The 25229-nt window shown below is 67.8% G+C and carries 24 protein-coding genes; 12 read left to right on the forward strand and 12 right to left on the reverse strand.

The window, feature by feature from the left end:
- The first annotated feature begins 54 nt into the window (after positions 1-54).
- Both MU582_07295 and ndk read left to right on the forward strand, forming a co-directional pair.
- Entirely contained in the window at positions 55-1035 is a 981-nt protein-coding gene (locus tag MU582_07295; protein ID UPK76429.1) for an ABC transporter substrate-binding protein, read from the forward strand.
- Between the two features lie 31 nt (positions 1036-1066).
- A complete protein-coding gene (gene ndk, locus MU582_07300) occupies positions 1067-1474 on the forward strand; it encodes a nucleoside-diphosphate kinase (protein UPK76430.1) in 408 nt (135 codons plus the stop codon).
- Between the two features lie 459 nt (positions 1475-1933).
- On the opposite strand, the gene MU582_07305 is transcribed toward ndk, so the two are convergent.
- From MU582_07305 to MU582_07350, 10 genes are all read right to left on the reverse strand, one after another.
- Positions 1934-3571, reverse strand: a complete 1638-nt coding sequence (locus MU582_07305; protein UPK76431.1) for a thiamine pyrophosphate-binding protein — start codon at positions 3569-3571, stop codon at positions 1934-1936.
- Complete coding sequence (locus tag MU582_07310) at positions 3568-4344, reverse strand: cyclase family protein (protein ID UPK76432.1); 777 nt, start codon at positions 4342-4344, stop codon at positions 3568-3570. Before MU582_07310 ends, MU582_07305 begins: the two co-directional genes overlap by 4 nt.
- A 50-nt stretch (positions 4345-4394) precedes the next feature.
- Positions 4395-5870, reverse strand: coding sequence for a hypothetical protein (locus tag MU582_07315; protein ID UPK76433.1), 1476 nt, complete (start codon positions 5868-5870; stop codon positions 4395-4397).
- Positions 5871-5972: 102 nt separating this feature from the next.
- Positions 5973-6338: a hypothetical protein gene (locus tag MU582_07320; protein UPK76434.1), complete on the reverse strand. Its 366-nt coding sequence runs from the start codon at positions 6336-6338 to the stop codon at positions 5973-5975.
- 7 nt (positions 6339-6345) lie between these two features.
- The gene (locus MU582_07325; protein UPK76435.1) at positions 6346-7485 is read right to left on the reverse strand and encodes an aminotransferase class V-fold PLP-dependent enzyme; all 1140 of its coding nucleotides are present in this window, start codon (positions 7483-7485) and stop codon (positions 6346-6348) included.
- A gap of 12 nt (positions 7486-7497) precedes the next feature.
- Positions 7498-8064: an XRE family transcriptional regulator gene (locus MU582_07330; protein ID UPK76436.1), complete on the reverse strand. Its 567-nt coding sequence runs from the start codon at positions 8062-8064 to the stop codon at positions 7498-7500.
- An 84-nt stretch (positions 8065-8148) separates the two neighbouring features.
- Complete coding sequence (locus MU582_07335; protein UPK76437.1) at positions 8149-8982, reverse strand: alpha/beta hydrolase; 834 nt, start codon at positions 8980-8982, stop codon at positions 8149-8151.
- A 52-nt stretch (positions 8983-9034) separates the two neighbouring features.
- On the reverse strand, positions 9035-9376 hold the full coding sequence (locus MU582_07340; protein UPK76438.1) for a TfoX/Sxy family protein: 342 nt from the start codon (positions 9374-9376) through the stop codon (positions 9035-9037).
- A 36-nt stretch (positions 9377-9412) separates the two neighbouring features.
- On the reverse strand, positions 9413-10114 hold the full coding sequence (locus MU582_07345) for a metalloregulator ArsR/SmtB family transcription factor (GenBank protein UPK76439.1): 702 nt from the start codon (positions 10112-10114) through the stop codon (positions 9413-9415).
- Complete coding sequence (locus MU582_07350) at positions 10089-11510, reverse strand: MFS transporter (protein UPK76440.1); 1422 nt, start codon at positions 11508-11510, stop codon at positions 10089-10091. Before MU582_07350 ends, MU582_07345 begins: the two co-directional genes overlap by 26 nt.
- Positions 11511-11711: 201 nt before the next feature.
- Between MU582_07350 and MU582_07355 the strand changes: the two genes are divergently transcribed.
- The 5 genes from MU582_07355 to rodA are packed head-to-tail and all read left to right on the forward strand — an operon-like array spanning position 11712 to position 17447.
- Positions 11712-12737, forward strand: a complete 1026-nt coding sequence (locus MU582_07355) for a rod shape-determining protein (GenBank protein UPK76441.1) — start codon at positions 11712-11714, stop codon at positions 12735-12737.
- 4 nt (positions 12738-12741) lie between these two features.
- The gene (locus tag MU582_07360) at positions 12742-13623 is read left to right on the forward strand and encodes a rod shape-determining protein MreC (GenBank protein ID UPK76442.1); all 882 of its coding nucleotides are present in this window, start codon (positions 12742-12744) and stop codon (positions 13621-13623) included.
- A 4-nt stretch (positions 13624-13627) separates the two neighbouring features.
- A complete protein-coding gene (gene mreD / locus MU582_07365; GenBank protein ID UPK76443.1) occupies positions 13628-14140 on the forward strand; it encodes a rod shape-determining protein MreD in 513 nt (170 codons plus the stop codon).
- Entirely contained in the window at positions 14137-16242 is a 2106-nt protein-coding gene (gene mrdA, locus MU582_07370) for a penicillin-binding protein 2 (GenBank protein ID UPK76444.1), read from the forward strand. Before mreD ends, mrdA begins: the two co-directional genes overlap by 4 nt.
- Positions 16242-17447: a rod shape-determining protein RodA gene (rodA, locus tag MU582_07375; GenBank protein UPK76445.1), complete on the forward strand. Its 1206-nt coding sequence runs from the start codon at positions 16242-16244 to the stop codon at positions 17445-17447. Before mrdA ends, rodA begins: the two co-directional genes overlap by 1 nt.
- Position 17448: 1 nt before the next feature.
- Here the strand turns inward: rodA and MU582_07380 are convergent, their stop codons facing one another.
- Positions 17449-18057, reverse strand: a complete 609-nt coding sequence (locus tag MU582_07380) for a TetR/AcrR family transcriptional regulator (protein ID UPK76446.1) — start codon at positions 18055-18057, stop codon at positions 17449-17451.
- A gap of 104 nt (positions 18058-18161) precedes the next feature.
- On the opposite strand from MU582_07380, the gene MU582_07385 reads away from it, so the two are divergent.
- Both MU582_07385 and wrbA read left to right on the forward strand, forming a co-directional pair.
- Positions 18162-19553 (forward strand): MFS transporter, encoded by a 1392-nt coding sequence (locus MU582_07385; protein ID UPK76447.1) that lies wholly within the window; start codon positions 18162-18164, stop codon positions 19551-19553.
- Complete coding sequence (gene wrbA, locus MU582_07390) at positions 19553-20164, forward strand: NAD(P)H:quinone oxidoreductase (protein UPK76448.1); 612 nt, start codon at positions 19553-19555, stop codon at positions 20162-20164. The genes MU582_07385 and wrbA overlap by 1 nt, the downstream gene beginning before the upstream one ends.
- Before the next feature lie 68 nt (positions 20165-20232).
- Here the strand turns inward: wrbA and MU582_07395 are convergent, their stop codons facing one another.
- Positions 20233-21432: an MFS transporter gene (locus MU582_07395; GenBank protein UPK76449.1), complete on the reverse strand. Its 1200-nt coding sequence runs from the start codon at positions 21430-21432 to the stop codon at positions 20233-20235.
- Between the two features lie 357 nt (positions 21433-21789).
- Between MU582_07395 and MU582_07400 the strand changes: the two genes are divergently transcribed.
- The 3 genes from MU582_07400 to rpmA all read left to right on the forward strand — a co-directional run bounded on the left by MU582_07400 (position 21790) and on the right by rpmA (position 25209).
- Positions 21790-24462: an Rne/Rng family ribonuclease gene (locus tag MU582_07400; protein UPK76450.1), complete on the forward strand. Its 2673-nt coding sequence runs from the start codon at positions 21790-21792 to the stop codon at positions 24460-24462.
- A gap of 143 nt (positions 24463-24605) precedes the next feature.
- On the forward strand, positions 24606-24914 hold the full coding sequence (rplU, locus tag MU582_07405; protein ID UPK76451.1) for a 50S ribosomal protein L21: 309 nt from the start codon (positions 24606-24608) through the stop codon (positions 24912-24914).
- Between the two features lie 37 nt (positions 24915-24951).
- Positions 24952-25209 (forward strand): 50S ribosomal protein L27, encoded by a 258-nt coding sequence (gene rpmA / locus MU582_07410; GenBank protein ID UPK76452.1) that lies wholly within the window; start codon positions 24952-24954, stop codon positions 25207-25209.
- Positions 25210-25229: the final 20 nt, after the last annotated feature.

Below are 25229 nucleotides of genomic sequence, written 5' to 3' on the forward strand. Positions count from 1 at the left end.
GCGGCCCACGGGGGTGGCGGTTGCGCGGTCGAGCGTTAGGTTAGGCTCACCTTCATGGTACGTTCCCGTCTCGCCGTTGGCTCGGCGCTTGCCCTCGCCGGCATCCTCGTCTCCACCACCCTGACCGCGTGCGGTTCCTCCGGCTCCGATGCGTCCGACTCGTCCGGGCCGACCGTCGAGGTCGAGCATCAGTACGGCACGACCGAGGTGGACGGAGTTCCGGAGCGGGTCGTCACCATCGACGTGCAGTGGACCGATGTGATGCTGTCGATGGGCGTCGAGCCGGTCGGCTACAGCGTCGACGGGCTCATGCCCGAGGGCGGCGAGCCTTGGCGAGAGGGCGAGCGGACCGGTGAGGAGCTGAGTCTCGACGACGGCGTACCTGTTGAGCAGATCGCCGCCCTCGAACCCGATCTGATCGTCGGCACGTACTCGATCGCCGACAAGCAGACGTACGAGCAGCTGTCGAAGATCGCGCCAACGGTCGCCGCGAAGTCGAAGATGGCGGTCGAGCCGTGGCAGGACCTGGTGACGACGGCCGGCGAGTTGCTCGATGAGCAGGACGAGGCGAAGGACGTGATCGCCGGCGTCGAGGGTGAGGTCGATTCGGTCGCATCGGACCTGCCGGGCCTACAGGGCAAGACGTTCGCTCTCGCGCAGTACCTGGTGAGCGACTCCTCACTGATCGCCGTCGCCGACGAGAACGACGGATCGAGCGTCCTGTTCAAGTCGCTCGGGATGACGATGCTGCCAACGCTGAAGAAGGAAGGGGAGGAAGCCGACATGCCGCGCGTCACCGTCTCGCCGGAACGTTCCGATCTGCTGGAGGCCGACTTCCTTGCCTTCCTCGTCAACGGTGGCGACGAGAGCGACCTCGTCGATATCCCCGGGTTCGACCAGCTGCCGGCGTCGAAGTCCGGGGCGGTCGCCGTGCTCGACTACGCGACGGTCGTCGGGATCAACACGCCCACGCCACTGTCGATCCCGTACGCCCTCGACCAGATGAAGCCCTATCTCGAGCAGGCCGCGAAGTAGTCGACACGCCGTACCGTCTAGTCTTTCGGCCATGTCAGAACGCACACTCGTCCTGCTCAAGCCCGATGCCGTCAGCCGGGGCCTCGTCGGAGAGCTCATCGGCCGCTACGAGGCGAAAGGACTGTCGATCGTCGCGCTGGAGTCACGCACGATCGACGGCGAGCAAGCAGACCGTCACTATGCCGAGCACGTCGAGCGCGATTTCTACCCGCCGTTGCGCGCGTTCGTGACCTCGGGCCCGATGGTCGCGATGGTGCTCGAGGGCGACGAGGCGATCGACGTCGTTCGGACCCTCAACGGCGCGACCGACGGACGCAAGGCGGCACCGGGGTCGATCCGCGGCGACCTGAGCCTGTCGAACCGCGAGAACCTCGTACACGGATCCGACTCCGCGGACTCCGCCAAGCGCGAGATCGCGCTCTGGTTCCCCGACCTCTGAGCCCGCTGACTAGCGGTGGCTGCCTTCCAAGGCAGCTTGTCGCTGTCCACGCTAAGTGTCCCTTGGGAGAGTGACCACTTGGCTTGGGCGTACGCCTGCGGGGTGCGGCGGTACGAGCGAATGAACTTCTGCCACGGGGGCCACGTACGTACCAACGAGCACGGCAACGACTCACTTTGCACTGCGTACCTGCCATGCGAAGCGGTGCTTCACCATGTTCACTTGGTAAAGCACCAAGGAGCGACCCCGCAATAGCCAGCCGAATCGGGAAAGCCGGCGAGCAACCCGAGCCGGTAGCTGCGGCTCCCGCGTCGCCGCGTCTTTTGCCCAGCCGAAGCAGGGGAAAAGCCGACAGCGATGCGGAATCGGGCAGACGGGTGATCGTACCGAAGATGCGGGAGAGCCGACAGCGACGAGGACTCGGACACCCGGGTAGTCGCACCGAAGGAACGAAACCGATCAGTGGCCGAAGGCCTCTGCGAGCCACCACGCTGGCTCATCGGTCGTGACCAGCGCGTCGACCAACAGCGGTGACGTACGTGGTCCGGCGAGCCACTCGTCGAGCGGGCCGAGATCGGCCGGGCTCCGCACCGTGACGGCCTGGTAGCCGTAGCCCCTGGCGATCGACGCGAAGTCGGTCTGCGGGAACCGTACGGTGGACAGGTCGGCCCCCGACGACGCGAAGTGGTGCACCTCGGCGCCGTATGCCGCGTCGTTGTACACGATGACGAGCATCGGCAGGCCAAGGCGTACGACCGTCTCCAACTCGGCCGCGGCCATCAGCAGCCCGCCGTCGCCGACTGCGGCGACGGGCAGCCGCTCGGGTTGCGCGAGCGCGGCACCGATGGCCGTGGCGAGACCGAGGCCGATCGACTGGTACGCCTGAGTGAAGCAGAAACCGCGCTCGTCCGGTACCCGCAGGAACATGCTCGGGTATCCCATGAAGTTGCCCGAGTCGACTCCGACGACGCGCTCGGCCGGTAGCCGTGCGTCGATGGCCGCGGTCAACGTACGCGGGTCGATGCGCTCGTCGGTGCTCGTATCGTCGTACGGAGTGCGCAGCCACTCGCCGCGCTCGGCGATCGCGGCGCCGACGGCGTCGGTCCGATAGCCGGTTGTCGTTCGTACGCCGAGCTCGTCGGCAACGGCGCGCGCAGTCTCCGCAACGTCGCCGAGCACGCCGAGGCCGATCTCGCGATGGGCGCCGAGCGCCTGTTGCTCATCGTCGACCTGGACCAAGTACGCATCCGGACCGATCAACCTGCCGTGCCGGGTGGTCCACATGTTCAGGGCGGTGCCCCAACCGACCACGACGTCCGCATCGGCGATCAGCTCGGCGGCCAGGGGAGATGCGAAGCCACCCGAGACGTCAAGCGTCCAAGGGTTCTCGCGGAGGAGGCCCTTCGCCACCGCAGACGTGGCGACCAGCGCACCGCATTGCTCCGCAAGGGTTTCGAGCGCCGTGCGGGCGGCGTCGCTGCGTGCACCACGACCTGCGATGAACACCGGCCGCTCGGCGCGGGAGAGCGCCGCGGTCAGCGCCTGTACGTCCGTTGGGTCGGGCGCGACGGGCGGAGGTGCCTCGGGGGCGGGGGTCGGCGCTGCGAGATCGCGAACCTCGGCCTCCGCTACGCCGATCGGCAGGTTCAGCAGCACCGTACGACGTTCGTGCCGTGCCATCGCAACGGCGCGTACGGCTGTCTCGACCGCCGACTCGGCGGCTTCGACCCGCAACGACCGGGCACCGACCGCCTCGGCGAGACCCGCTTGGTCGACGTAGAAGTTCGACCGCGGAGCCGTCGCCTCGGCCGCGACGACGACCATCGGTGTGCGGCTCTTCGCCGCTTCGGTGATACCGGTCATCGCGTTCGTCAACCCGCAGCCCTGATGCACGGTCACCGCTGCGACCCGGCCGCTCGTACGCGCGTACGCGTCGGCCATCGTCGCCGCGCCGCCCTCGTGCCTGGCTGCGACGAACGATGTGCCGGCGGCCACCATCGCGTTGGTCACCGCGAAGTTGCCGGATCCGACGACACCGAAGGTGCGCTCGATGCCGGCCCCGACGAGTGCCCGGCCGACGGCTTCCGCGACGTTCACGGGTGTTCGACCAGCGCGAGCACCCGGGCCGGTGCGCCGGAGCCGGTCACGATGGGGAGCGGCCCGGCGACGATCACCGCGCCCGTCGGCGGCAGCTGGGCGAGGTTCTGCAGCTGGGTGAGTCCGTACTTGTCGTTGCCCATCAGCATCGAGTGGCAGGGGAACATCGGGTCGAACCCGGCCGCCGCACCTGCGTCGGTGCCGACCGTCTCGACACCCATGCCGATGACCGGCGACTCCTCGGCCACCCACCGGGCTGCCTCGACCGACAGACCCGGCGTGTGCGGCCCGGACTCGTCGGCGTTGGTCATCTCCTTCTGGGAGTGAGATCGCGCATCCCACCCGGTGCGTACGAGCAGCCAGCCGCCGTCGGGGAGGGAACCGTGCTCGGCCTCCCAGCTGCGGATGTGGTCGACCTCGACCAGGAAGTCGGGGTCAGCGTCGGCCTCGGCGGAGAAGTCGAGCACCGCTGCCGGGCCGATCAGCCGGCGCGCGGGCACCGACGCGATGTCGGCGCCGTCCTTGCCGCTGACCCAGTGGTTCGGTGCGTCGAAGTGCGTGCCGGTGTGCTCGCCGGTACGGAAGTTGTTCCAGTACCACGCCGGCCCGCGGTCGTCGTACCGGCTGATCTCATCGAGCTCGAACTGTGCGGTCTGCCCGAACTGCGGCGGTAGCTCGAGTACGGGCGTCTCCGCCGACAGCGGCGCGGTCAGATCGACCACCTCGATCGCACCCGAGCGAAGTGCTGTGGTCAGGTCGGAAAGTACGGACATGGTTCCTCCTGCGGAGCGGTGGTGGCGGTAAGACTACGGCCTGGTGGTGGTTACAGAGCTGGGTCTGCGGATACGGGCTCCGAGGGGCGTTCCTTGACCTGGATGCCGCCGGGACCCTCGAACGTACGGCCCCACCCGGTGGCCACCGAGATCACCATGATCACGGTCAGCACGAGCGGGTAGAGGCAGGCAACGAAGATCGTGGTCGGCGAGAGATGTGGCATGCCGTCGACACCGCCGGTCAGCTGGCTTGCGATGAACAGGAACGCGCTCAGCGCCGGAAGGACGCAGGCGATGCCGATCGCGAAGCAGTCCATCACGTTGGCGCGGCGGTACGGATGGAGCCCGACGCTCGCACCGATGCGGTCGACGACCGAGCCGAACGTGACGATGGATGGTCCGACCGCGCCGGCGAACAGTACGGTCACGATGGACTGGCCGCCGGCGATCGCCACCTCGGCTCCAGTGGGCGTACCCGCGAACTTCGACTCGGTGATCTTCTTGATGACGAGCTCGAGTACGCCCGCGCGCTGCAGGATGCCGAGCATTCCGAACACGCTGAGGCTCAGCCCGATGATCGGCAACATGTCGGCGACCCCTGCGACCAGGAAGCCTTCGGCGACGCCGTCGGTTACCGAAGCGACTCCGCTGGGCTCCATCAGGCCCGTGGCGAGCGCGGTGACGGTGCCGACGATGAGGCCGACGGTGATTGCGAGGTAGAGGTTGCGCTTCCAGAACGCGACGACGAAGAGGGCCGCGATCGGGATCAACATCAGCAGGCCTCGCGGTGAGGCGTCCGCGTCGGCCGTTGCCGAGCTGTCGGAGCCGATGAACACGGCGCCGATGACGAGATACAGAGCGAAGCTGATCACTGCGGCGGTGAGCGCGTACTTGACGCGCGCGGCAACGACGCCGCCGACGTCGGCGACGCCGGGGCGTGTCCGGTACCGCTGCGTCGCCGCCGAGACGATCGACGTGTCGGAGATCGGCGCGAGGTTGTCACCGAACAGCGAGCCGGCCAGGATCGCTCCGGCGAGCAGCGTCGGACTGGCGTCGAGCGCCGCTCCTGCGGGGTAGAAGATCGGGAACGCCGTGAACATCGTGCCGAGCGACGTACCGGTCGACATGGACATGGCGCACGCCGCGAGGAACACGATCGCCGGGAAGATGTCGCCACCGACTCCGAGCTCGGTGGCTAGCCATACGAAGCCCTCGGAGACGCCCGTGGACTCGACCAGCGCCGCGAGCGGGCCGACGATGAACAAGATCAACGTCACGGTGATCGCGATCGGGGTCGCGATGCCGCTGACGACGCCGTCCCAGAATGCCTCGTAGTCGGTGGCGAACAGCGCGGCGATCATCATGCCGACGAGCGCGGACATGGTGAGTGCGTTCATGTCGAACGCGTTCAAGAACAGGAAGTACGACGCCGCTCCGATGATGAAGAACAGCGGGGCGATGAAGGCGCCGGCGATCCCTATCCGGAAGGTGAGCCGTTCGGGTCTGGTCTGTTCGGTTGTGTCCATTGGTGACTCCGTTGGTGGTCTGCGGTCCCCGTCGTGCCCCCAGGTGGTGTGTGGTGCCCCTCTTGCTCGGCTCGGTCGTGAAGGTTCAGTTGTCCAGCAGGCTCAGTTGTCTAGAAGAAAGAGCTTCCGGCCGGCCCTCGCCTCGAAGCGGAAGTAGCGGTCGGCGCGCATCCCGTCGACGGTCGTACGCGCGCGGTTGACGATCGCGACGAGCCGTTCGATCGACTCGACCTCGGCCAGGATGAAGAACGCGTACTGCAGCGAACCCGGTTGCCCGACGAGGAAATAGTCGTCGTCGAACGACGCGATCACGTCGAGGCCCATCTCGCGCCAGTCGTCGAGCAGCGCGCGAAGCGCAGGCAGCGCCTGCTCCTCCCGCTCGTGGTCGGATGCGGCGTACCACGTCTCTCGGCAGGCGCCGAAGACCATCACGCGTACGGGATGCTCGAGCGCCGGTGGGTCGTACATGCTCACCTCAGTTGGTGCGGCGGTAGTCAGCGATCGCCGCCAGGGCGGCTTCGACGTCGGTTGTGTCGTTGTAGTAGTGGAACGAGAGCCGCAGCACGTCGCCTCGCGGGCTGCCGACGATGCGGCGCTGCTTCAGGTACGCGCTCAATGCCTCGGGATCGGTGTCGCGCAATGCGACCTGCGGCCCTCGGCGGTCGTCGTCCGACGGCGATGCGAGTGATTCACCGGCGGCCTGCAGCCCGCTGCTGAGTTGGGCGCCGAGCTCGGTCACATGGGTACGTACGGCCTTGGCGTCGAGATCGGCGAGCAGCCGCAACCCCGCGACGGCGCCGTACGCCGACGGCACCGACGGCGTGCCCGACTCGAACCGGCGGGCGTCGGTCGGATAGTCGAGGTTGCGTGGGTCGAACTCGAACGGGTCACGGCGGCCGAACCAGCCCGTCGCGGGCGGGTCGACCTCGTCGTCGAGTCCGCCGCGTACGTACAGGAACGCGATTCCGGAGATTCCGAGGAGGTACTTCAGCGCGCCGCAGACGAGGTAGTCGCAGTCGAGGTCGGCGACGTCGACCGGCTCCGTTCCGAGGCTCTGGTACGCATCGACGAACACCTTGGCGCCGTGCCGATGTGCTTCGGCGGCGACTTCCTTGACCTCGAAACGGTATCCGTTGCGGTAAGAGGTCAGCGGCACGGACACCAGTGCGGTGTCGGGCCCGACGGCTGCGGCGAAGTCGTCGGCTCCGACGCGGCCGTCATGCTCCTGCGCGTACGCGATCTGGGCGCCGCGATCTCGCTGTGCGAGCCAGACATGGCCGATCGAGGGGAACTCGAGATCGGTCGTGACGAGCCCCGATCGCGTCGTCCAGTCCTGTGTCGACGCCACCTGGTACGCGCCCGCCGACGCAGACGGGACGACGGCGATCTCGTCCGGAGTCGCGCCGATGAGATCGGCGAACATGGCCCGGGCCTGCTCGACCTTGCCCATCCACAGGTCCCACGGCGCGCCGAACTCTCGGATGGTGTGCTGGAACTCGAACAGCTCGCCGCTGAGCTGATCTGAGAATGCGCCCTGGCTGCAGCTCGCGAGGTGCACAGTGTCGCCAAGGGCGGGGAAGTTGCGCCGGAAGTCTGCGGGGCTCGGGTGGTCCATGGGTACCTCTTCTCAGTAGCTCGGCGGGGTGATCGCCAGGGTGAAGCGGGTTGGTTCATCGCCGTCGTTGACATAGCGATGGGGGAGACGGGAGTCGAAGTAGCAGGAGTCGCCGGGCCCGAGGCGCTTCTGCTCGCCGCTCACCTCGACGACGAGCGTGCCTGTCGTGACGACGACGCATTCCTCCGACGGGTGCGCCCATGCATCCTCCGAGGAGCTGCCGCCCGGTTGGAGGACGCCCTCGAGCAGCTCGAGCCGCCCGGAGCCGGGGGAGAGGCGTTCGTACGTCAACGCGCCGTGCGGTGAACGGATCGACATTCGCGAGTCCGCGCGTACGATCGCGACGTCTTCGGGTTCTGCGTCGGCGAAGAAGTCGAACAAGGGCGTGTTCAGGACCTTCGCGATCGCGCGCAGCGTCTGCAGGCTCGGATCGGTCAGGCCGCGCTCGACCTGGCTGATCAGCCCGGCGGAGTGGCCCGAACGGGTCGCGAGCTCGCGTACGGAGAGCCCGCGTTCATCGCGCGCCCGGCGGATCCGCGCACCGACGGCCGGACCCGCGCCGCCCGTTTCGTCGCCCATATCTGCGCTCCCTGCGATGAACGGTGTTCAATGTGGGTGAACATGTGCAGCGTAGGCAGACGTCTATAGCAAAGTCAACGGTCGTCACGAATGCGCTATGTGGTGGCCGTCGAGCCAGCGCTCCATGAGTGCGCAGAAGTCAGCCGGACGCTCCATCGACGGCAGGTGTGCAACGTCGTCCCAGTCGACCCGACGCGCGCCGGTGATGCCCTCGACCACGCGTCGTGCGGCGTCGTGGATCGCATCGAGGTCGAGCGTGCCGAGGAGAACCAGCGTCGGTACGCGGATCTCGGAGAGACGCTCGAGCGCAGGCGGATCGAGCTCATGCTCGACGATCTCGTCCCAGTCGTCGGTCAGCTCGAATGCGCGGCACTGCATCTGCCGCACGAGCTCGCGGACCGCGGGGTCGACCTGGTCGGGCTCGCGACGGGGGCTATCGACCCACCAGCGCACGTCGGCGTCGGCTGCGGCGTCGAGGTCGCCCGCCTCCAGTGCAGCGTCCTCGGCCTCGACGAATGCGTGCAGCTCCGGCTGCTCCTCGGCAGTTGCGTCCGGGATCAGCGATCCGCCGGGAGCGGTGAGCAGCAGCGAGCGTACGAGCTCGGGGTGGGTCAGTGCGACCTCGACGGCGACCCCGGCTCCGAATGATGCACCCACCAGATCGCACGACTCGATTCCGGCGTCGGAGAGGGTCGCGACGACGTCGGCGATCGGGTCGAGTGCGTCGTCGGGACGGGTCACGGACTCGCCGAATCCGCGCAGATCGAGTCGGAGCACCTGGCGCTCGGCGGTGAGAGCGGACCACTGGGGGTCCCACATGCGTCGGTCAGCGATGCCGGCGTGGATCAGTACGAGCGGTGTCGTATGACGGGGTCCGGCGTGGTCGTATGCGATCCCGGTCGTTGTGAAGGTCGTCATCGGGAACCAACCAAGCAGGTCGCGACCGTCGGCACAACGCGATATCCGCGGCTCAGCGGCGGCGCTCCCTCGGCGGCAGCGAACGGGCGTACTCGACCCCGCGGTGGACCCATGCCGCCAGCGCGGACTCGGCCTCGAGCTGCTGCGTAGACACCTCGACCCAGCCACGCATGCGCCGGCCGCCCATGACCGCTGCAACGCCTTCGCCGGCGGCGACCAGCTCCTCGGCGTCGGCCGGGCTCATCCGGACGAGCATGTCGTCGGAGCCGATCGCGACCGCCATGTTGCCGCCGATCAGGAATGCCAACCCGCCGAACATGCGCTGCTCGCTCACCCGTGACTCTGCGCCGAGCAGCGCTCGCACCCGGTCGGAGAGATCCTCGTCGTACGCCATGCCCGTGACAGTACGCGCCGCCGCCGACAGGGTCGCTCAGTCGACCAGCTCGCCGCCTGCGCGTACCCAGCGCGCCAGCCCGCCGTCGATGCGAGCGGCAGTACGCCCGGACTCCAGCAGCGCACGGACAGCACGCGCAGATGCGAAGCAGTACGGCCCCTCGCAATACGCGATGACGTCTGCTCCGGCCGGTACCTCGTCGATCCGCCGGTGGAGCTCGCTCTGCGGTATCGACACGGCACCTGGTAGATGGCCCCGTGCGTACTCCGAGGCCGGGCGTACGTCGATCAGGATCGTGCTGCCGTCGGTGAGTCGGCGCTGGAGATCGTCGACGCTCACCCGCTCCATGGATCCCGGGTACGTATGGAGCCGGTCGAGCTCGACCCGCAGCCCGGACAGGCGTTCCTCGGCGAACGCCTGGAACCCGCCGAGAAACGTCGAGACCGACGGATCCGCTAGTCGGTAGTGCACGCGTACGCCCTCGCGTCTGGTCGCGACCAGCTGGCTCGCCCGGAGCTGTTGCAGCTGCGCCGAAGTGTTCTTGACGGGCAGTGATGCGGCGCTCGCGAGCTCCTCGACCGTGTGCTCGCCCTGTTCGAGCAGGTCGAGCAGTCGGATGCGGATCGGGTTCGACAGTGCCTTGCCGAGTCGGGCGAGCTGCTCGTAGACCTCGTCGTCCCAGTGCAGGTTGTCGGGGTCGAAGCCTTCGGGTTCACTGCCGTGCGCCGACGTGCTCATGGTGATTCCTCCCGACCGAGATGGCATGGACGGCGATCACGATGCCGAGTCCCGCCAGCGCAGCGTAGCCGAAGCCGAGGAGTCGAGCAGATCCCAGCGTCTCGGGTCCGCCCGCGGTGACCAGTACGCCGGCGAGCGCCGAGCCGAACGTGTTGGCGATGAGCTGGACGGTGTTGATCCCCGCGGCCGCCTTCTGTGCCTCTTCCGGATCCGGTGTGCTCGCCAGCGCCGCGGGGATCCATGCACCGAAGGCCATGCCGATTCCAGAGCCCGCCACGATCAAGGCGACGAACCACAGACCGATCCGCACAGCGCCGGCGTCGTCGGCTTGGAGCGCGGCGTACGCGGCGAGTCCGACGGCGAGCGACAACGGGCCGCCGACTCGCAGTGCGTTCACGGTTCGCTCGCGGTCAATACCGCTGGTCGCGATCTGGGCTGCGCTCCAGCCCCACGACAGCGAGGCGCCGAGCAGTCCGGCGCCGAGCGGAGACAGCCCGCCGAGGCGCTGACCGAAGAGCGGCAGGAAGGCCTCCGAGGTGGAGCCGATCGCGAGGATCGCGAGGCTCAGGTAGATCCACATCAGTGGTCCGCGGCGGTAGGTCACTGCCGGCAGGATGCGTACGTCCGATCCTCGCTCGCGAAGGATGAAGCCGAGCACCAAGAGCACCGCGACCACCATCAGGCCGCCGCGAAGCGCACCGGAGTCGACGATCGACGACAGGCTGATCGCGGTCGTGGCAAGCGCCAGCAGGATCAGTGCGCCGACGGCGACGGAGCTGCGTGAACTCGATCCGGCGACGGCGGGAAGGGAGCGTTGGGCGAGCCAGGCGATCACGAGTGCGGCAACGGCGAGCAGGACGAACGCGTACCGCCACGCTCCGAGCTCGGCGAACAGTCCGCCGATGATCGGTCCGGTCACGTTGCCGACTCCCCACATCGCCGACATCAGTCCGAACGCGCGCTTCCACAGGCGTTCCGGCAAGGCCTGTCGTACGACTGCGAAGCCCAGACCGGCGAGCAGGCCGCCGCCGAGGCCTTGCAGGGTCCGTCCGCTCAGCAGGACCGGCATCGTCGGCGCGAGCGCTGCGGCGACACTTCCGGCCCCGAACAGCAAGAGTGCGACGTGGTACGCGCGGCGCGCACCGCGACCGGTCAGCAGTCCGCTGACGAGCATCGAGCTGAACACCGCCGCGATCAGGAAGGTGGTCATCGCCCAGGCGTAGAACTGTTCGCCGCCGATGTCGTCGACGGCGTTGGGGAGCAAGCTGGTCGTCACGTACACGTTGGTCGAGAACAGGGCCACGCCGCCGGCGAAGACCGTCACCGCGGCGCGGTTGTCGCGGTTGAACAGCTCGCGCCAAGAGCCGCCGCGTTCCGAATGATCGCTAAGAGTCATGATCTAAGGATCTTTAGACTATCGGCAAATGTCAATCCCTGGCCGGCGCCGAAGTACGGAGTCCCGCCGATCAGGGTCGCTCTATCGGCGGGACTCCGTACCTCGACGCGAGCGTCGGAGCAGTCCCACTCGTCACATGCGTCACCGCCGGCCCGTGCGTGTCGCCCGAGATTCCGGGGTTACGCGGCTTAGCCTGACGGCATGGCCAACAGTCTCATCGGACGGGACATGGCCGTGGACCTCGGCACCGCGAATACTCTCGTGTACGTCCGGGGCCGCGGCGTGATGCTCAACGAGCCGTCCGTCGTCGCGCTCAACGCGCAGACCCGCGAGCTGCTCGCCGTCGGGACCGAGGCGCGACGGATGCTCGGGCGTACGCCCGAAGCGATCACCGCGATCCGCCCGCTCAAGGACGGCGTGATCGCCGACTTCGAGTCGACCGAGCAGATGCTGCGGAACTTCATCCGGCAGGTCCACCGCCGCCGCTACCTGGCCAAACCACGCCTCGTCGTCTGCGTGCCGAGCGGTATCACCTCGGTCGAGCAGCGTGCCGTCAAGGAGGCCGGGTACGAAGCGGGCGCCCGGCAGGTCTACATCGTCGAGGAGCCGATGGCCGCCGCGATCGGCGCCGGGCTGCCCGTGCACGAGGCGACCGGCAACATGATCGTCGACGTCGGCGGGGGTACGACCGAGGTCGCCGTGATCTCGCTCGGCGGCATCGTCACCAGCATGTCCGTTCGTACGGCCGGCGACGAGCTCGATCAGGCGATCATCTCGTGGTTCAAGAAGGAGTACTCGCTGATGCTCGGCGAGCGGACCGCCGAGGAGATCAAGGTTGCGGTCGGATCTGCGTTCCCGCTCGCCGACGAGCCCGAGGCCGAGATCCGCGGCCGCGACATGATCAGTGGACTCCCTCGTACGGTCTCGGTCTCCAGTGCCGAGGTGCGCCAGGCGATGGAGGAGTCGCTCCACGACATCATCGACGCCGTACGTACGACTCTCGACAAGACGCCGCCCGAGCTGGCCGGCGACATCATGGACCGCGGTCTCGTGCTCACCGGCGGCGGCGCGCTCCTGCGCGGACTCGATGAACGTCTGCGGCACGAGACCGGGATGCCCGTGCATCTCGCGGACGACCCGCTGCACTCGGTCGCGATGGGCGCAGGCAAATGCGTCGAGGAGTTCGAGGCACTGCAGCAGGTACTCGTCTCCGAGCCCAGACGGTAGACCGATGCGCAACCTACGAGACGACGAACGGTCGCGGACGGTCCTCGCCCTGCTCGTGCTCGCGTCGATCAGCCTGATCAGTATCGACGCGGGGTCGGGTGACGACTCGCCGGTCGACCCCGTACGCACGGCTACCGGCACGGTCGTCGGACCCGTTCAGTCCGGCTTCTCCGCGGCGACCCGGCCGCTGAGCGACCTCGGCGACACCTTCACCTCCGATGAAACGCTGCGCGACCGCAACGACGCGCTGGAGAAGGAGAACGCCGAGCTGAAGTCGCGTCTGCGCAGTGCCGGAGCCGACAGCGCACGTACGAGCGAGCTCCAGCGAGTCAACCGGGTGACGCGCGACGCCGGCTTCGACACGGTCAACGCGAACGTCGTCGGCTACGAGTCCGCGCAGTCTTTCGGGCGCACCGTCACCATCGACGAAGGTTCCAACTCAGGAATCGCAACCGATATGACGGTGCTCGAGTCCGACGGGCTGGTCGGCCGGGTGATCGATGTATCGCCCGACAACGCCACGGTCTTGTTGATCATCGACTCCGAATCGGTTGTCGGCGGCCGGCTGGGTGCATCGATGGAGCTCGGTTTCCTCACCGGCGACGGAGACCTGTCGGGTGACGCTCGGCTGCGGATGGCCGCCCTCGACAAGACCGCGAAGCCGAAGAAGGGCGACTCCGTTGTGACGTGGGGGTCGCGCAAGGGCGTCCCGTACGTCGCGGGCGTACCGATCGGAGAGGTCGTCGAGGTCGATGACGACCCACGTAACCAGTCGAGCGCGGCCGTGGTCGAGCCGTACGTCGACTTCTCCTCGCTCGATGTCGTCACCGTCGTCGTCGGCTCGGGCGCGGGCAACGACAAGACAGAGGCGGCAGGGGAGGAGTAGGCGGATGGCTCGTGCTGCCGTAGCCCTCGGGCTCGTCATCGTCGCGCTGACCCTGCAGGTCGGTCTGTTCGCGCAGCTGTCGATCTCCGGCGTCGTACCGAACCTCGCCCTGCTCGTCGTCATCGGCGCGGCGATCGTACGCGGACCTCAGTACGCCACGATCCTCGGATTCGTGGCCGGGCTTCTCGTCGACCTCGCACCTCCGGCCGACCACGTCGCCGGACGCTGGGCACTTGCGTTCGTGGTCGCCGGCTACCTCGCCGGTCTGGTACGCCGCGATGCCGAGGAGTCGGCTGTCGCCGCGGTCGCAACCGTCGCCGGCTGCTCCTTCGTCGCCACCTCGGTGTTCGCCCTCAGCGGCCTGCTTCTCGGTGACGACGGCGTCACGGTTGCCCGGGTGTTCACAGTCGTACCACTCGCCGTGCTCTACGACGTGATCCTCGCGCCGCTCGTGATGCCCCTAGTCATCGCCGCATTCCGCAAACTCGATCCACGCCCGCTGGAGGCGGTGCGATGAACAGCGTGCTGCGCGGCCGCATCGTCGTCGTTTACGTACTGGTGCTGTCCTTGTTCATCACGTTGTTCGCGCGGCTGTGGTACCTCCAGGTCGTCGGCGGCGACGAGTACCAAGCCAAGGCGGAGAGCAACGCGGTGCGCGACGTCGTCCAGCAGCCGCCGCGCGGCCTGATCGTCGACGACATGGGTCGGCCGATCGCCGCGAACCGAACCTCCTGGGTCGTCACCGTCGACCGTGACGTGATCGGCGATCTGTCGTCGGACGAGCGCGATCGGGTGCTCAAACGACTCGGGAAGCTGATCGACCTTGCTCCGAAGGCGATCGAGACACGAATCGAGTTGTGCGGTGCCGAGGGCGCGGCAAAGCCGCCGCGATGCTGGAACGGCTCGCCGTACGAACCCGTCCCGGTCGCCAAGGACGTACCGCGTACGACCGCGGCGGCGATCCAGGAGCGTGGTGAGGACTTCCCCGGCATCGCCGCTGACGAACGCCCCGTCCGCACGTACCCGAGTCCGTACGGGATCAACGCTGCACATGTGCTGGGCTATCTCACGCCGATCACGGGCGACGAGTACGACAAGGCGCAGCGCGATGATGTCGAGAGCCTCAACGCTGCTTCTGTCGTTGGCCGATCGGGGCTGGAGTACACCTACGACAAGTACTTGCGCGGCATGCCAGGCTCCGACGGCAAGACCGTCGACGCGATGGGGCGAGTCATCGGCGACGACGAAGGAACGCCCGCCAGGCCCGGTGACACTCTCGTCACGAGCATCGACTCTCGGGTGCAAGCGGTCGTCGAACGTCAACTACACAAGGCGATCATGACTGCCCGGCGTACCCACGACGAGATAACGGGACGCAACTACAAGGCATCGTCTGGCGCGATGATCGTGCTCGATCCGAACGACGGTCGAGTCGTCGCGATGGCGAGCTACCCGTCGTACGACCCGTCGGTGTGGGTCGATGGCATCAGCGACAAGCAACTCGACCGGCTGTACTCGAAGAAGGCCAGCGAGCCGCTGCTCTCCAGACCCACCCAGGCACAGCTGTCGCCGGGGTCGACCTGGAAGCCGATCATGACCGCCGGTGCGTTGACGCACGGCTTCAGCACGCAGACTCGTCTCAACTGCTCGAATGCCTTCCAGGTCGGCAACCAGACGTTCAAGAACTTCGAGTCCGAGGCGTACGGGATGATCGGTTTCGACCGTGCGCTGCAGGTGTCGTGCAACACCTTCTTCTACCGCGTGGGGTATGAGCTCTGGCTGCGGGCCGGCGGCGAGTCCAAGGGCGCGAAGGCCGACGCAGTGCTCGCCGACATGGCGAGGGAGTTCGGCATCGGCAAGGAGACCGGTATCGACCTGCCCGGCGAGTCGGACGGCCGGGTCGCCGACCCCGCCTGGAAGCAGGCGTACTACGAGCAGATGAAGGGCTACTACTGCAAGCGGGACAAGCGTCTGAGCAAGACCGACCCGCGCAGCTTCCAGGCCCTGTACGCGCATGAGTTCTGTCTCGAGGGATACAAGTACCGTGCCGGCGACGCGGTCAACTTCGTCATCGGGCAAGGCGACACGATCATCACGCCGATTCAGCTCGCGGTCGCGTACTCCGCGCTGTCCAACGGCGGCACGGTCTGGAAGCCCCGGATCGGCAAGGCAATCGTCAACCCCGCAGGCAAAGTGGTGAAGAAGATCGCGCCGGAGAAGGCGCGTGAGGTTCCGGTGCCCGCGGCGAAGCTGCGCTACATCGACCGTGCGCTGCAAGGCACGTCGCGAGTCGGTACGTACGCCTGGAAGCTGCAGGGGTTCCCGCTCGACAAGGTGCGCATCCGGGCGAAGACGGGTACTGCCGAAGTGCACGGTCGTCAGACGACCGGCTGGCTCGCGACGTACGACAAGAACTACGTCGTGGTTTCGATGATCGAGCAGGGCGGCACGGGCTCGGGGTCGTCCGGTGACGCGGTACGCCGTGTGTGGGAGGCGCTCTACGGCGTCAAGGGCTCCAAGGTGAACCGCGCCGATTCACTGATTCCGGGTACGCAGCCGCCCGCAGGGCTGCCGGAGTTCAAGCGCGACGGCACGATAGTGGCCCCGAGGGGACGCTGATGCACCGGTCGATGGCGGGTAAGAAGAAGGGCGGCGAGACCGTCTGGGCGGGGCTCGACTGGATCCTTATCGCAGCGGTCGCGGCGCTCACCGTCATCGGTGCCGTGTTGGTGTGGTCGGCCACGTCGGGGCGCGATGAGCTGACCGGGGGAGACAGCACGGCGTACCTGACGAAGCAGGTGATCAACATCGTCGTGGGCGCAGTGCTCGGTGCGCTTGTCGCCTCGACCGACCACCGCTGGCTGCGGGTGTGGGCGCCTGCGGTCTACCTGTTCTCGATCGTCGGCCTGCTGCTGATCTACGTGCCCTCGGTCGGCGCGACGATCAACGGCTCCCATTCGTGGCTGCTGATCGGCGGACTGTCGATCCAGCCGGCCGAGTTCGCGAAGTTCGGTGTCATCGTCGGGATGGCGCTGGTGCTGGCGGAGCGTACCGAGGGCGGCAACCGGGAGTCCGTACGCGCATCCGATCTGGTGCCCGCATTGGCGATCGCGGCCGTTCCGGCGGCGCTGATCCTTGCCCAGCCCGACCTCGGCACGCTGATGGTCCTGATCGCCGTCGTGTTCGGGGTGCTCGTCGTGGCGGGTACGCCGAAGCGGTGGCTCGCGGGGCTGCTCGTGGTCGCCGGAGGTGTCATCGCCGCGGCGATAATCTCGGGTGTGCTCGAGCAGTACCAGCTCGAACGGTTCTCCGCGTTCACCGACCCGACGCTCGATCCGCGCGGCGCGGGCTACAACACGATGCAGGCGCGGATCGCGATCGGCAACGGCGGCATCTTCGGGCAAGGTCTGTTCCACGGTTCGCAGACGCAGTCCGGCTTCGTGCCCGAGCAGCACACCGACTTCGTGTTCACCGTCGCGGGCGAGGAGCTCGGCCTGGTGGGAGCCGGCGCGGTGATCGCGTTGTTCGCGATCGTCCTCTGGCGCGGCCTGCGCATCGCGCGCAACGCCCACGACTTCTTCGGCCAGCTCGCCGCGGTCGGCATCGTCGTGTGGTTCGGGTTCCAGTCCTTCCAGAACATCGGAATGTGCCTGGGCATCATGCCGGTGACGGGCGTACCCCTGCCGTTCGTCTCGTCGGGTGGCACGTCGTTGTTCGCCTCGATGATGGCCGTCGGACTGCTGCTGAACATCCATCGGCGTACGGAGCAGCGGCACGGTCTCGGCGTGGTCGTACGCTCGCGGCTCCAGCGCTCGCGCTACTGACTCAGCGGGGTGTGGCGAAGGTCGACTCGAGGACCGTGCCGAGGTGTTCGGCGATCTGTTCTGCCGACCACCCGACGTCCTTGTGCAACGTCTCGACGACCTCGTTGGACGAGACCGCGAGGAGCATCTCGGATCCGGTTTCCACCGTCCACTGTGGCGACAGTCGATCGTCGTCGACGAGTCGCTTCACCAACGTCGTGCAGAGGCTGCGGCGGGCACGCATCGCGGTGGCCCAGTGGGCGGCAGCGCCTTCGTCGTGGCGGATGGCGTGGTAGATCGCGTTCGACACGGACAGGATCCGAATCCGAAACGTCGCAAGGAACTTCGCGTACTCCTGTAGGGCGCTGAGGGAGTCCGGCGCGTCGTAGACCGGTGCCAACGCCGCTCGGATGTCCTCGACCTCGTTCACGTAGTCGAACAATGCATTGACGAGCTTGGGCTGCGACGCGAAGTGCAGGTAGACCGCGCGGCGCGACACCCCCGCGCGGTCCGCGACCGACGCCATCGTCATGGCTGCGGGCCCGACCTCCTCGACCAATGCCCAGGCGGCGTCGAGCAGCGCCGTTCGCGTACGCCTGCCGCGCGCGTTGACGGGTTCGGGTCGAGACATCTCACGCACCTTCTCATCGCGACTCGGCACGAGTCCAGGAAATAACTTCACGCCATGTGTAGTTGTGTCTAAACTACACGCACTGTGAACTTTCTGGAGGAGTCGTGAACACGAGACGTACGAAGGCGACCGAGCCGAAGAACCGCTGGTCGGTCGTCGCCGCGATGGGGCTCGTCATCTTCATGGCAACCCTCGACATGAGCGTCGTGAACGTCGCGCTTCCGGTGATCGAGGACGAGTACGCCGTCGGTACCGACGCGAGTCAATGGGTGATCCTCGGCTACCTGTTGCCGCTCGTCGCCGTGACCTTGCCTTCGGGGCGCTACCTCGACCGCACTGGTGCGCGGGCGGCGATGCTGATGTCGGTCGGGGGATTCGCGATCAGCAGTCTTGCTGTCGGGTTCGCGCCGACGCTCGCGCTCATCGTCGCGGCACGCGCTTCGCAGGGCGCCTTCGCCGGCATGTTGTTCGCGCTGCTGCCGGTCGTCGTCACCGGAGCCGTGCGGCCGGAGGCCCGCGGTCGCGCCATGTCGATCGCCATCACGCTTGGCCCTCTCGGGTCGGTAGCGGGTCCGGTCGTCGGGGGCGTACTCGTCGAGACCTGGGGATGGCCCTGGATCTTCTGGGTGAACATCCCGGTCGCAGCCGCGGTCATGTACGTCGCTGCCACCCGGATGGACCGGACGGGGCCGCTCGCTCGGCCGGCGCGGTCGATGCTCGTCGAGACCGGACTCATCGGTGTTGCGGGCTCGGCGGTGCTCTTGGCGCTGACGTTCGCCGCGGGCGGTCAGCTCGCCTGGCTGTTGCTCATCGCGGCGGCCGTGCCAGCCCTGTACGCGTGGTACCGGATGCCGACGAGCCCAGCGATCGTCTCCGCCGTACGCGAGCGCACCGTCTGGTACGCGCATCTCGGTCTCGGTGCGGTCGCCACCGCTAACGCTGCGTTGCTCTTCCTCCTGCCGTTCTTCACGATCCGCGAACTCGACCTGAGCCCCGCAGAGGCCGGTGTGACGATCCTCGCGTTCCCCGCCGCGACCGCCGTCGTCGGACCGATCGCGGGCGTCCTCGCCGACGCCTGGGGTCTGGCGCGTACGACCACCGTCGGCGCCGTCGTCCTCGTCGCCGGATCCGCGACCTTGGTGCCTCTGTCCGGCGGCTGGTCGGCGATCGACGTCGCCTGGCGGCTCGCGGTGACAGGCGTCGGGATGGGCCTGTTCTTCGGCCCGAACATGACCCAGTTGATCGTCGCCGCTCCGCCCGCGTTCATCGGCACTGTCAGTGCCACCAGCAGTCTCGTTCGCGAGCTCGCCTTCTCGCTCGGTCCGACGCTCGTGACGGCCGTATGGGCGCTCGCCGGCGACGGGATCACCGGTCTGCGGGCCGCTGCGGTCGTACCCCTCGTCGTCACGGCCGGCGCGCTCGGCGCATCCCTGCGCCTGCTCCGCCCGATGCGGCGGACACCGATTTCGCAACAACCAACGAAGGAGAAGGTCTGATGACCGAAGTGAAAGCAGCGATCGTCTACTACAGCTCGACCGGTAGCGTGCATGCGCTGGCAACCGCCGCGTCGGAGGGCGCGGAGAAGGCGGGGGCGCAGGTACGACTTCGCAAGGTGCCCGAGTTGGCTCCGGCAGAGGCGATCGCCGCGAACGACCGATGGCTTGCTCACGTCGACCAGGCGCAGGAGGTTCCGGAGGCGACGGTCGAAGACCTCGAATGGGCGGATGCAGTGCTCTTCGGCACGCCGACCCGGTACGGCATGGTCTCGAGCCAGCTGAAGCAGTTCATCGACACCACCGGGGCGTCGTGGCATGCGGGACGTCTGGCCGACAAGGTCTACAGCGGGTTCGTATCGTCCGCGACGGCGCACGGGGGCCAGGAGACGACACTGCTCTCGTTGTTCAGCGTCTTCGCCGCGTGGGGCGGCGTGATCGTGCCGCCCGGGTTCACCGACCCCATCCAGTTCGCGATCGGCAACCCGTACGGCGCGTCGCATGTCAGCGGACAGGACGGGGTGCCCGGCGACGTCGAGCTGGATGCTGCTCGCTACCAGGCTCGGCGCGCCGTCGAGACGGCCGCGGCGCTTCGGAGCGGCCGGCGCCGGTGACCTCTGACCGCCGAATCCGTTGAGTCGTCGGTCACGTCCTGACGACTCAACGGTGCAGGCGTGACGAGTCAGCGAACGGAGTCTTCGAACCAGCGAGGTCGCGCGAATACCAGCCCGATCAGGAGCAGCAACGAAGCGCAGGCAACCGCAAGCATCGGCGCCGTCCAGGAGTCGGTCGCGTCATGTAGGAGCCCGACGCCGAACGGTCCGAGCGCCGCGAGGAGGTAACCGCCCGACTGCACGAACCCGGACAACGCGGCGGTGCCGGCCGGGGTCTTGGTACGAAGGGCGATCATCGACAGAACCCACGGGAACGAGCCGCCGCCGACGCCGAGCAGCACCGCCCACAGCCACGGCACGGTGTCGGCCGCGGCCATGACGCCGAGCCAGCCGCCGGCCGAGAGCACCGCGAAGCCGATCGGCAGCATCGTCTGATCGGGCAGTCGTCGGGTCAACTGCGGTAGCAGCAGGGCGATCGGTATCCCGAGTGCCTGGACGATGCCGACCATGACGCCAGCGGCCGCCCGGCTCAGGCCGGCATCGCTGTACGCCTGCGCGAGCCAGCCGAGCACGACGTACGCATTGGACGACTGAACACCGAAGAAGACCACCATCGCCCAGGCCATCGGTGAGCGAACGACCGCCGAGAGCGGAAGCTTCTTCCGGCGAGTCACCGATGGATGGACGTCGTGGCCGAGGAAGCCGAGCCAGGGCAACAGACAGATGGCCGCGAGGATGCCCCATGCAAGTAGTCCGGTGCGCCACCCGCCGGCGGCGTCCGCGATCGGGACGGTCACGGCAGGCGGCAGCGACGCGCCCGCGAGCAGGGCTGCGGTGTACACCGCGGTGATCGTGCCGACTCGGTCGGGGAAGTGCAGTTTGACCAGTGGCGGCAGGATGACGTTCCCGGTTGCCGCGCCCGCGAGGGCTACGGTCGTCGCCAGCATGAAGAGCCAGGTCGAGTCGACGAACGCGCGTACGACCATGCCGATGGCCAGCGCGGCCAGCGATGCGGCGGCGGTGCGATGCAGCCCGACGGTTCTCGCGATTCCGTTGGCGGTGGCTCCGAAGAACGCGAAGGCGAGCACCGGCAGGGTCGTCAGCAGGCCTGCGGCCGGTCCCGACATCGACAGCGCGGGCACGAGCGCCTCGAGCGACACGCCGACACTGGAAACCACGCTGCGCAGGTTGAGCGCGAGCGCGACCAGGCAGGTGAGTGCGAGGACGCGATGCGCTGGCCGCGGGTGAGCCGCAGGGGATGACACCACGGAACAATGGTGCACGACGCAACGACAGATCGCCGTGCCGGGCGCTCGGGTTCGGGATCCGGTCGCTGCGTGTGCGATACTGACGATGGTTGTGCGGTATGGCGTACGCCACCTCGCACAACCCGGCGATGCTTCGGCCGAGTCGCACAGACGCGATCGGCTACGGCGGCGACGAGATTGCACCCGACCGCGACACACGGCCAACGAGAGTTCGGCGTGTCGACCGCGGCGGCGCAGGTCGCTGAGTGACACCGTGGGTTTCGCCGCGACCGTAAAGCTTGCGTTCGCGCCTCCGTGGCAGCGAGCGACCGACACGGGCTTCCGTGAGGCGTACGCCCGGGAGCCAGAGGAGAGCAGATGCTCGACGAAGACAGCGGCTCGGCCACATCGACCGGCACTACGACCTCCGGTACGGCCGAAGCCCCCAAGCGTAGGCGCGCCGTTTCGCGCCCGGCGGGCCCACCGGCGGCGACGACTTTCTCGGCCGCCGAGCCACCCGCAAAGCCCGCGAAGAAGGCCTCGAAGGCCCGCAAACAGGAGCCGCCCGCCTCCGACGCGGCCGAGGCACCCGTCGCAGATCCGACTGCGGAGCCCGAGACCCCGAAGAAGTCCACGAAGAAGGCGGCCGCGAAGAAGACCACCGCGAAGAAGTCCACGAAGAAGGCCGCCGCGAAGGACGACTCGGGCGACGGTGAAACGGCCACGACGGCCGACGCCCCAGAGTCCGCGGAGGCACCGGCACAGTCCCCGGCGCCGTCACCTTTCGCCGCGCCGTTGTTCCAGGCACCCGATCCGGTGCGCGCCAAGGCGAAGCCCAAGGCCGCAGAGGAGCCGGCCCCGGAGCAGCCCTCCGGCGATGACTCACGCGATGACTCACGCGATGACGAGGACGGGTCCGAGGACGGATCCGGCTCCCGTCGGCGCCGCCGTCGCGGTGGGCGCCGTCGCCGCCGCAGCGACGACGACACGAGCGAGAACACCGGCGACAACGCCGCCAAAGACAAATCGAGCGACACCGAAACCGCTCCGAACGCCGACTCGGGCGATTCGTCGGACGACGACTCCTCGGAGAAGTCCGGCGAAGGTTCAAGCCGCCGGCGTCGACGCCGCCGGCGCCGCGGCGAGGACTCCGGCACTGCCACCGACGATCCGGCGAACACCGTCACGAAGGTCCGGGAGCGCCGCAGCGCCGAGGACGAGATCACCAGCGTGTCGGGCTCGACCCGGCTCGAAGCCAAGAAGCAGCGACGCCGCGAGGGTCGCGAGGCCGGGCGTCGTCGCGCGCCGATCGTGACCGAGGCGGAGTTCCTCGCCCGCCGCGAGTCGGTGAAGCGCGAGATGGTGATCCGCCAGCGCCCCGACATGTCACAGATCGCGGTGCTGGAGGACGACGTACTCGTCGAGCACTACGTTGCGGCGGCGTCCCAGTCGTCGATGATCGGCAATGTCTACCTGGGACGCGTACAGAACGTCCTGCCCAGCATGGAGGCGGCCTTCATCGACATCGGCAAGGGACGTAACGGCGTCCTGTACGCCGGCGAGGTCGACTGGAAGGCACTCGGCAACGGTAAGCCGCGCAAGATCGAGGAAGTGCTGAAGTCGGGCCAGACCGTGCTGGTCCAGGTCACCAAGGACCCCGTCGGTCACAAGGGCGCGCGCCTGACCAGCCAGATCAGCCTCGCCGGCCGCTTCCTGGTGTACGTGCCGGGCGGGCACACCAACGGCATCTCGCGCAAGCTGCCCGACACCGAGCGCAACCGGCTCAAGGGCTTGCTCAAGGAGATCCTGCCCGAGGAAGCGGGCGTCATCATCCGCACCGCGGCCGAGGGCGCGACCGAGGAGCAGCTCAACCGCGATGTGTCGGCACTGACCGCGCGATGGGGCGATATCGAGAAGAAGGCCGAGAAGCCGAACGCCCCGCAGCTGCTGTACGGCGAGCCGGATCTGATGATCAAGGTCGTCCGTGATCTGTTCAACGAGGACTTCGCGAAGCTGACGGTCGAGGGCGCCGACGCATGGGACATGGTCGAGGGCTACGTCCAGCACGTCGCTCCCGATCTGGCCGACCGACTCGAGCACTGGACGAACGACGACAAGGACGTCTTCGAGTCGTACCGGATCGACGAGCAGATCGCCAAGGCCGTCGACCGCAAGGTGTGGCTGCCGTCCGGCGGCTCGCTGATCATCGACCGCACCGAGGCGATGACCGTCATCGACGTCAACACGGGGAAGTTCACCGGCTCGGGAGGCAATCTCGAGGAGACGGTGACGAAGAACAACCTCGAGGCGGCCGAGGAGATCGTGCGACAGCTCCGGCTGCGCGATATCGGCGGCATCATCGTCGTCGACTTCATCGACATGGTGATGGAGAACAACCGCGACCTCGTACTCCGGCGGATGGTCGAATGTCTTGGACGTGACCGCACACGCCACCAGGTCGCTGAGGTGACCTCGCTGGGCCTCGTGCAGATGACCCGCAAGCGGATCGGCACCGGGTTGGTCGAGGCGTTCAGTGAGACCTGCGAGCACTGCAACGGCCGCGGCCTGATCATCCACAACGAGCCGGTCGAGCCGAAGAAGCGTACGGAGGAGTCGTCGCGCGGGCGCCGCCGAGGCAAGGGTCGAGGCGGCGACAACAAGTCGGCGACCGACTCCTCCGGTAGCGACAAGTCGGGCAACGAGAAGTCCGGCAACGAGAAGTCGGGCAACGACAAGTCGTCGAACAATGAGAAGTCGTCGAACAACGAGAAGTCGTCGAACAACGAGAAGTCGTCGAACAACGACAAGTCCGGTAGCGACAAGTCGAACAACGAGAAGTCGGGCAACGCCGACGATGCCCAGGCCGACTCGTCGGCCGGCGACGGCCAGATCAAGCAGCAGACCGACGGGGCCAAATCCGACACCGACAAGCCCAAACGCGGCGGCAGACGGCGTAGCGGTAAGCAGCGTGACGACGGCAACGAGCGTGACGACGATCAGTCGGGCGCTTCGGCCGACGGCGATACGCCGGCCGAGACACCTGTCGCGTGACCGGTCGGGCGTACGTACGAGCAGACCCGCTTTGACGGACCCAGCCGAGCATCCGTATTATTAGTCCTTGGTGTGCTATCGCGCGCCCCTTGTTCTCGTCGGCCCCGCGTCGACACCCGAAACACCACCCGAGGAAGTGAGTCGTGTTCGCGATCGTGCGCAGTGGCGGCGGCCAGCAGAAGGTCGCCGTCGGCGATGTCATCGAGATCGACAAGGTGGCCTCGGCCGTCGGTGAGTCGGTCGAGCTCCCGGCCGTGCTGCTGGTCGACGGTGAGACAGTGACGTCCGACTCCGCGTCCCTCGACAAGGCCAAGGTCACCGCAGAGGTGGTCGCCGCGACCAAGGGACCCAAGGTCAGCATCGTCAAGTACAAGAACAAGACCGGCTACCGCAAACGGCAGGGTCACCGCCAGCAGTACACCCAGGTCAAGGTCACCGGCATCTCCGCCTGAGGCCGCCTCACCGACTCAGTACGAAGGACTCACTCTCATGGCACACAAGAAGGGCGCGGCCTCCACGAAGAACGGCCGCGATTCCAACTCCCAGCGCCTCGGCGTGAAGCGGTTCGGCGGCCAGCAGGTCAACGCCGGCGAGATCATCGTCCGCCAGCGCGGCACCCACTTCCACCCGGGCACCGGCGTCGGGCGCGGCGGCGACGACACGCTGTTCGCCCTCACCGCGGGCGCGGTCGAGTTCGGCAGCCGCCGCGGCCGTCGCGTCGTCAACATCGTCCCGTCGGAGCAGTAGGCGTACCTACGTTTCTCGAC

It is taken from the genome of Nocardioidaceae bacterium SCSIO 66511 (genome assembly GCA_023100825.1).
Lineage (GTDB): Bacteria > Actinomycetota > Actinomycetes > Propionibacteriales > Nocardioidaceae > Solicola.

Bases quoted from the DNA above. Each gene is read 5' to 3' on its own strand.
- MU582_07295 (UPK76429.1), top strand. From the start codon at position 55: ATGGTACGTTCCCGTCTCGCCGTTGGCTCGGCGCTTGCCCTCGCCGGC.
- ndk (UPK76430.1), top strand. From the start codon at position 1,067: ATGTCAGAACGCACACTCGTCCTGCTCAAGCCCGATGCCGTCAGCCGG.
- MU582_07310 (UPK76432.1), bottom strand. From the start codon at position 4,344: ATGTCCGTACTTTCCGACCTGACCACAGCACTTCGCTCGGGTGCGATC.
- MU582_07315 (UPK76433.1), bottom strand. From the start codon at position 5,870: ATGGACACAACCGAACAGACCAGACCCGAACGGCTCACCTTCCGGATA.
- MU582_07320 (UPK76434.1), bottom strand. From the start codon at position 6,338: ATGTACGACCCACCGGCGCTCGAGCATCCCGTACGCGTGATGGTCTTC.
- MU582_07325 (UPK76435.1), bottom strand. From the start codon at position 7,485: ATGGACCACCCGAGCCCCGCAGACTTCCGGCGCAACTTCCCCGCCCTT.
- MU582_07330 (UPK76436.1), bottom strand. From the start codon at position 8,064: ATGGGCGACGAAACGGGCGGCGCGGGTCCGGCCGTCGGTGCGCGGATC.
- MU582_07335 (UPK76437.1), bottom strand. From the start codon at position 8,982: ATGACGACCTTCACAACGACCGGGATCGCATACGACCACGCCGGACCC.
- MU582_07340 (UPK76438.1), bottom strand. From the start codon at position 9,376: ATGGCGTACGACGAGGATCTCTCCGACCGGGTGCGAGCGCTGCTCGGC.
- MU582_07345 (UPK76439.1), bottom strand. From the start codon at position 10,114: ATGAGCACGTCGGCGCACGGCAGTGAACCCGAAGGCTTCGACCCCGAC.
- MU582_07350 (UPK76440.1), bottom strand. From the start codon at position 11,510: ATGACTCTTAGCGATCATTCGGAACGCGGCGGCTCTTGGCGCGAGCTG.
- MU582_07355 (UPK76441.1), top strand. From the start codon at position 11,712: ATGGCCAACAGTCTCATCGGACGGGACATGGCCGTGGACCTCGGCACC.
- MU582_07360 (UPK76442.1), top strand. From the start codon at position 12,742: ATGCGCAACCTACGAGACGACGAACGGTCGCGGACGGTCCTCGCCCTG.
- mreD (UPK76443.1), top strand. From the start codon at position 13,628: ATGGCTCGTGCTGCCGTAGCCCTCGGGCTCGTCATCGTCGCGCTGACC.
- mrdA (UPK76444.1), top strand. From the start codon at position 14,137: ATGAACAGCGTGCTGCGCGGCCGCATCGTCGTCGTTTACGTACTGGTG.
- rodA (UPK76445.1), top strand. From the start codon at position 16,242: ATGCACCGGTCGATGGCGGGTAAGAAGAAGGGCGGCGAGACCGTCTGG.
- MU582_07380 (UPK76446.1), bottom strand. From the start codon at position 18,057: ATGTCTCGACCCGAACCCGTCAACGCGCGCGGCAGGCGTACGCGAACG.
- wrbA (UPK76448.1), top strand. From the start codon at position 19,553: ATGACCGAAGTGAAAGCAGCGATCGTCTACTACAGCTCGACCGGTAGC.
- MU582_07400 (UPK76450.1), top strand. From the start codon at position 21,790: ATGCTCGACGAAGACAGCGGCTCGGCCACATCGACCGGCACTACGACC.
- rpmA (UPK76452.1), top strand. From the start codon at position 24,952: ATGGCACACAAGAAGGGCGCGGCCTCCACGAAGAACGGCCGCGATTCC.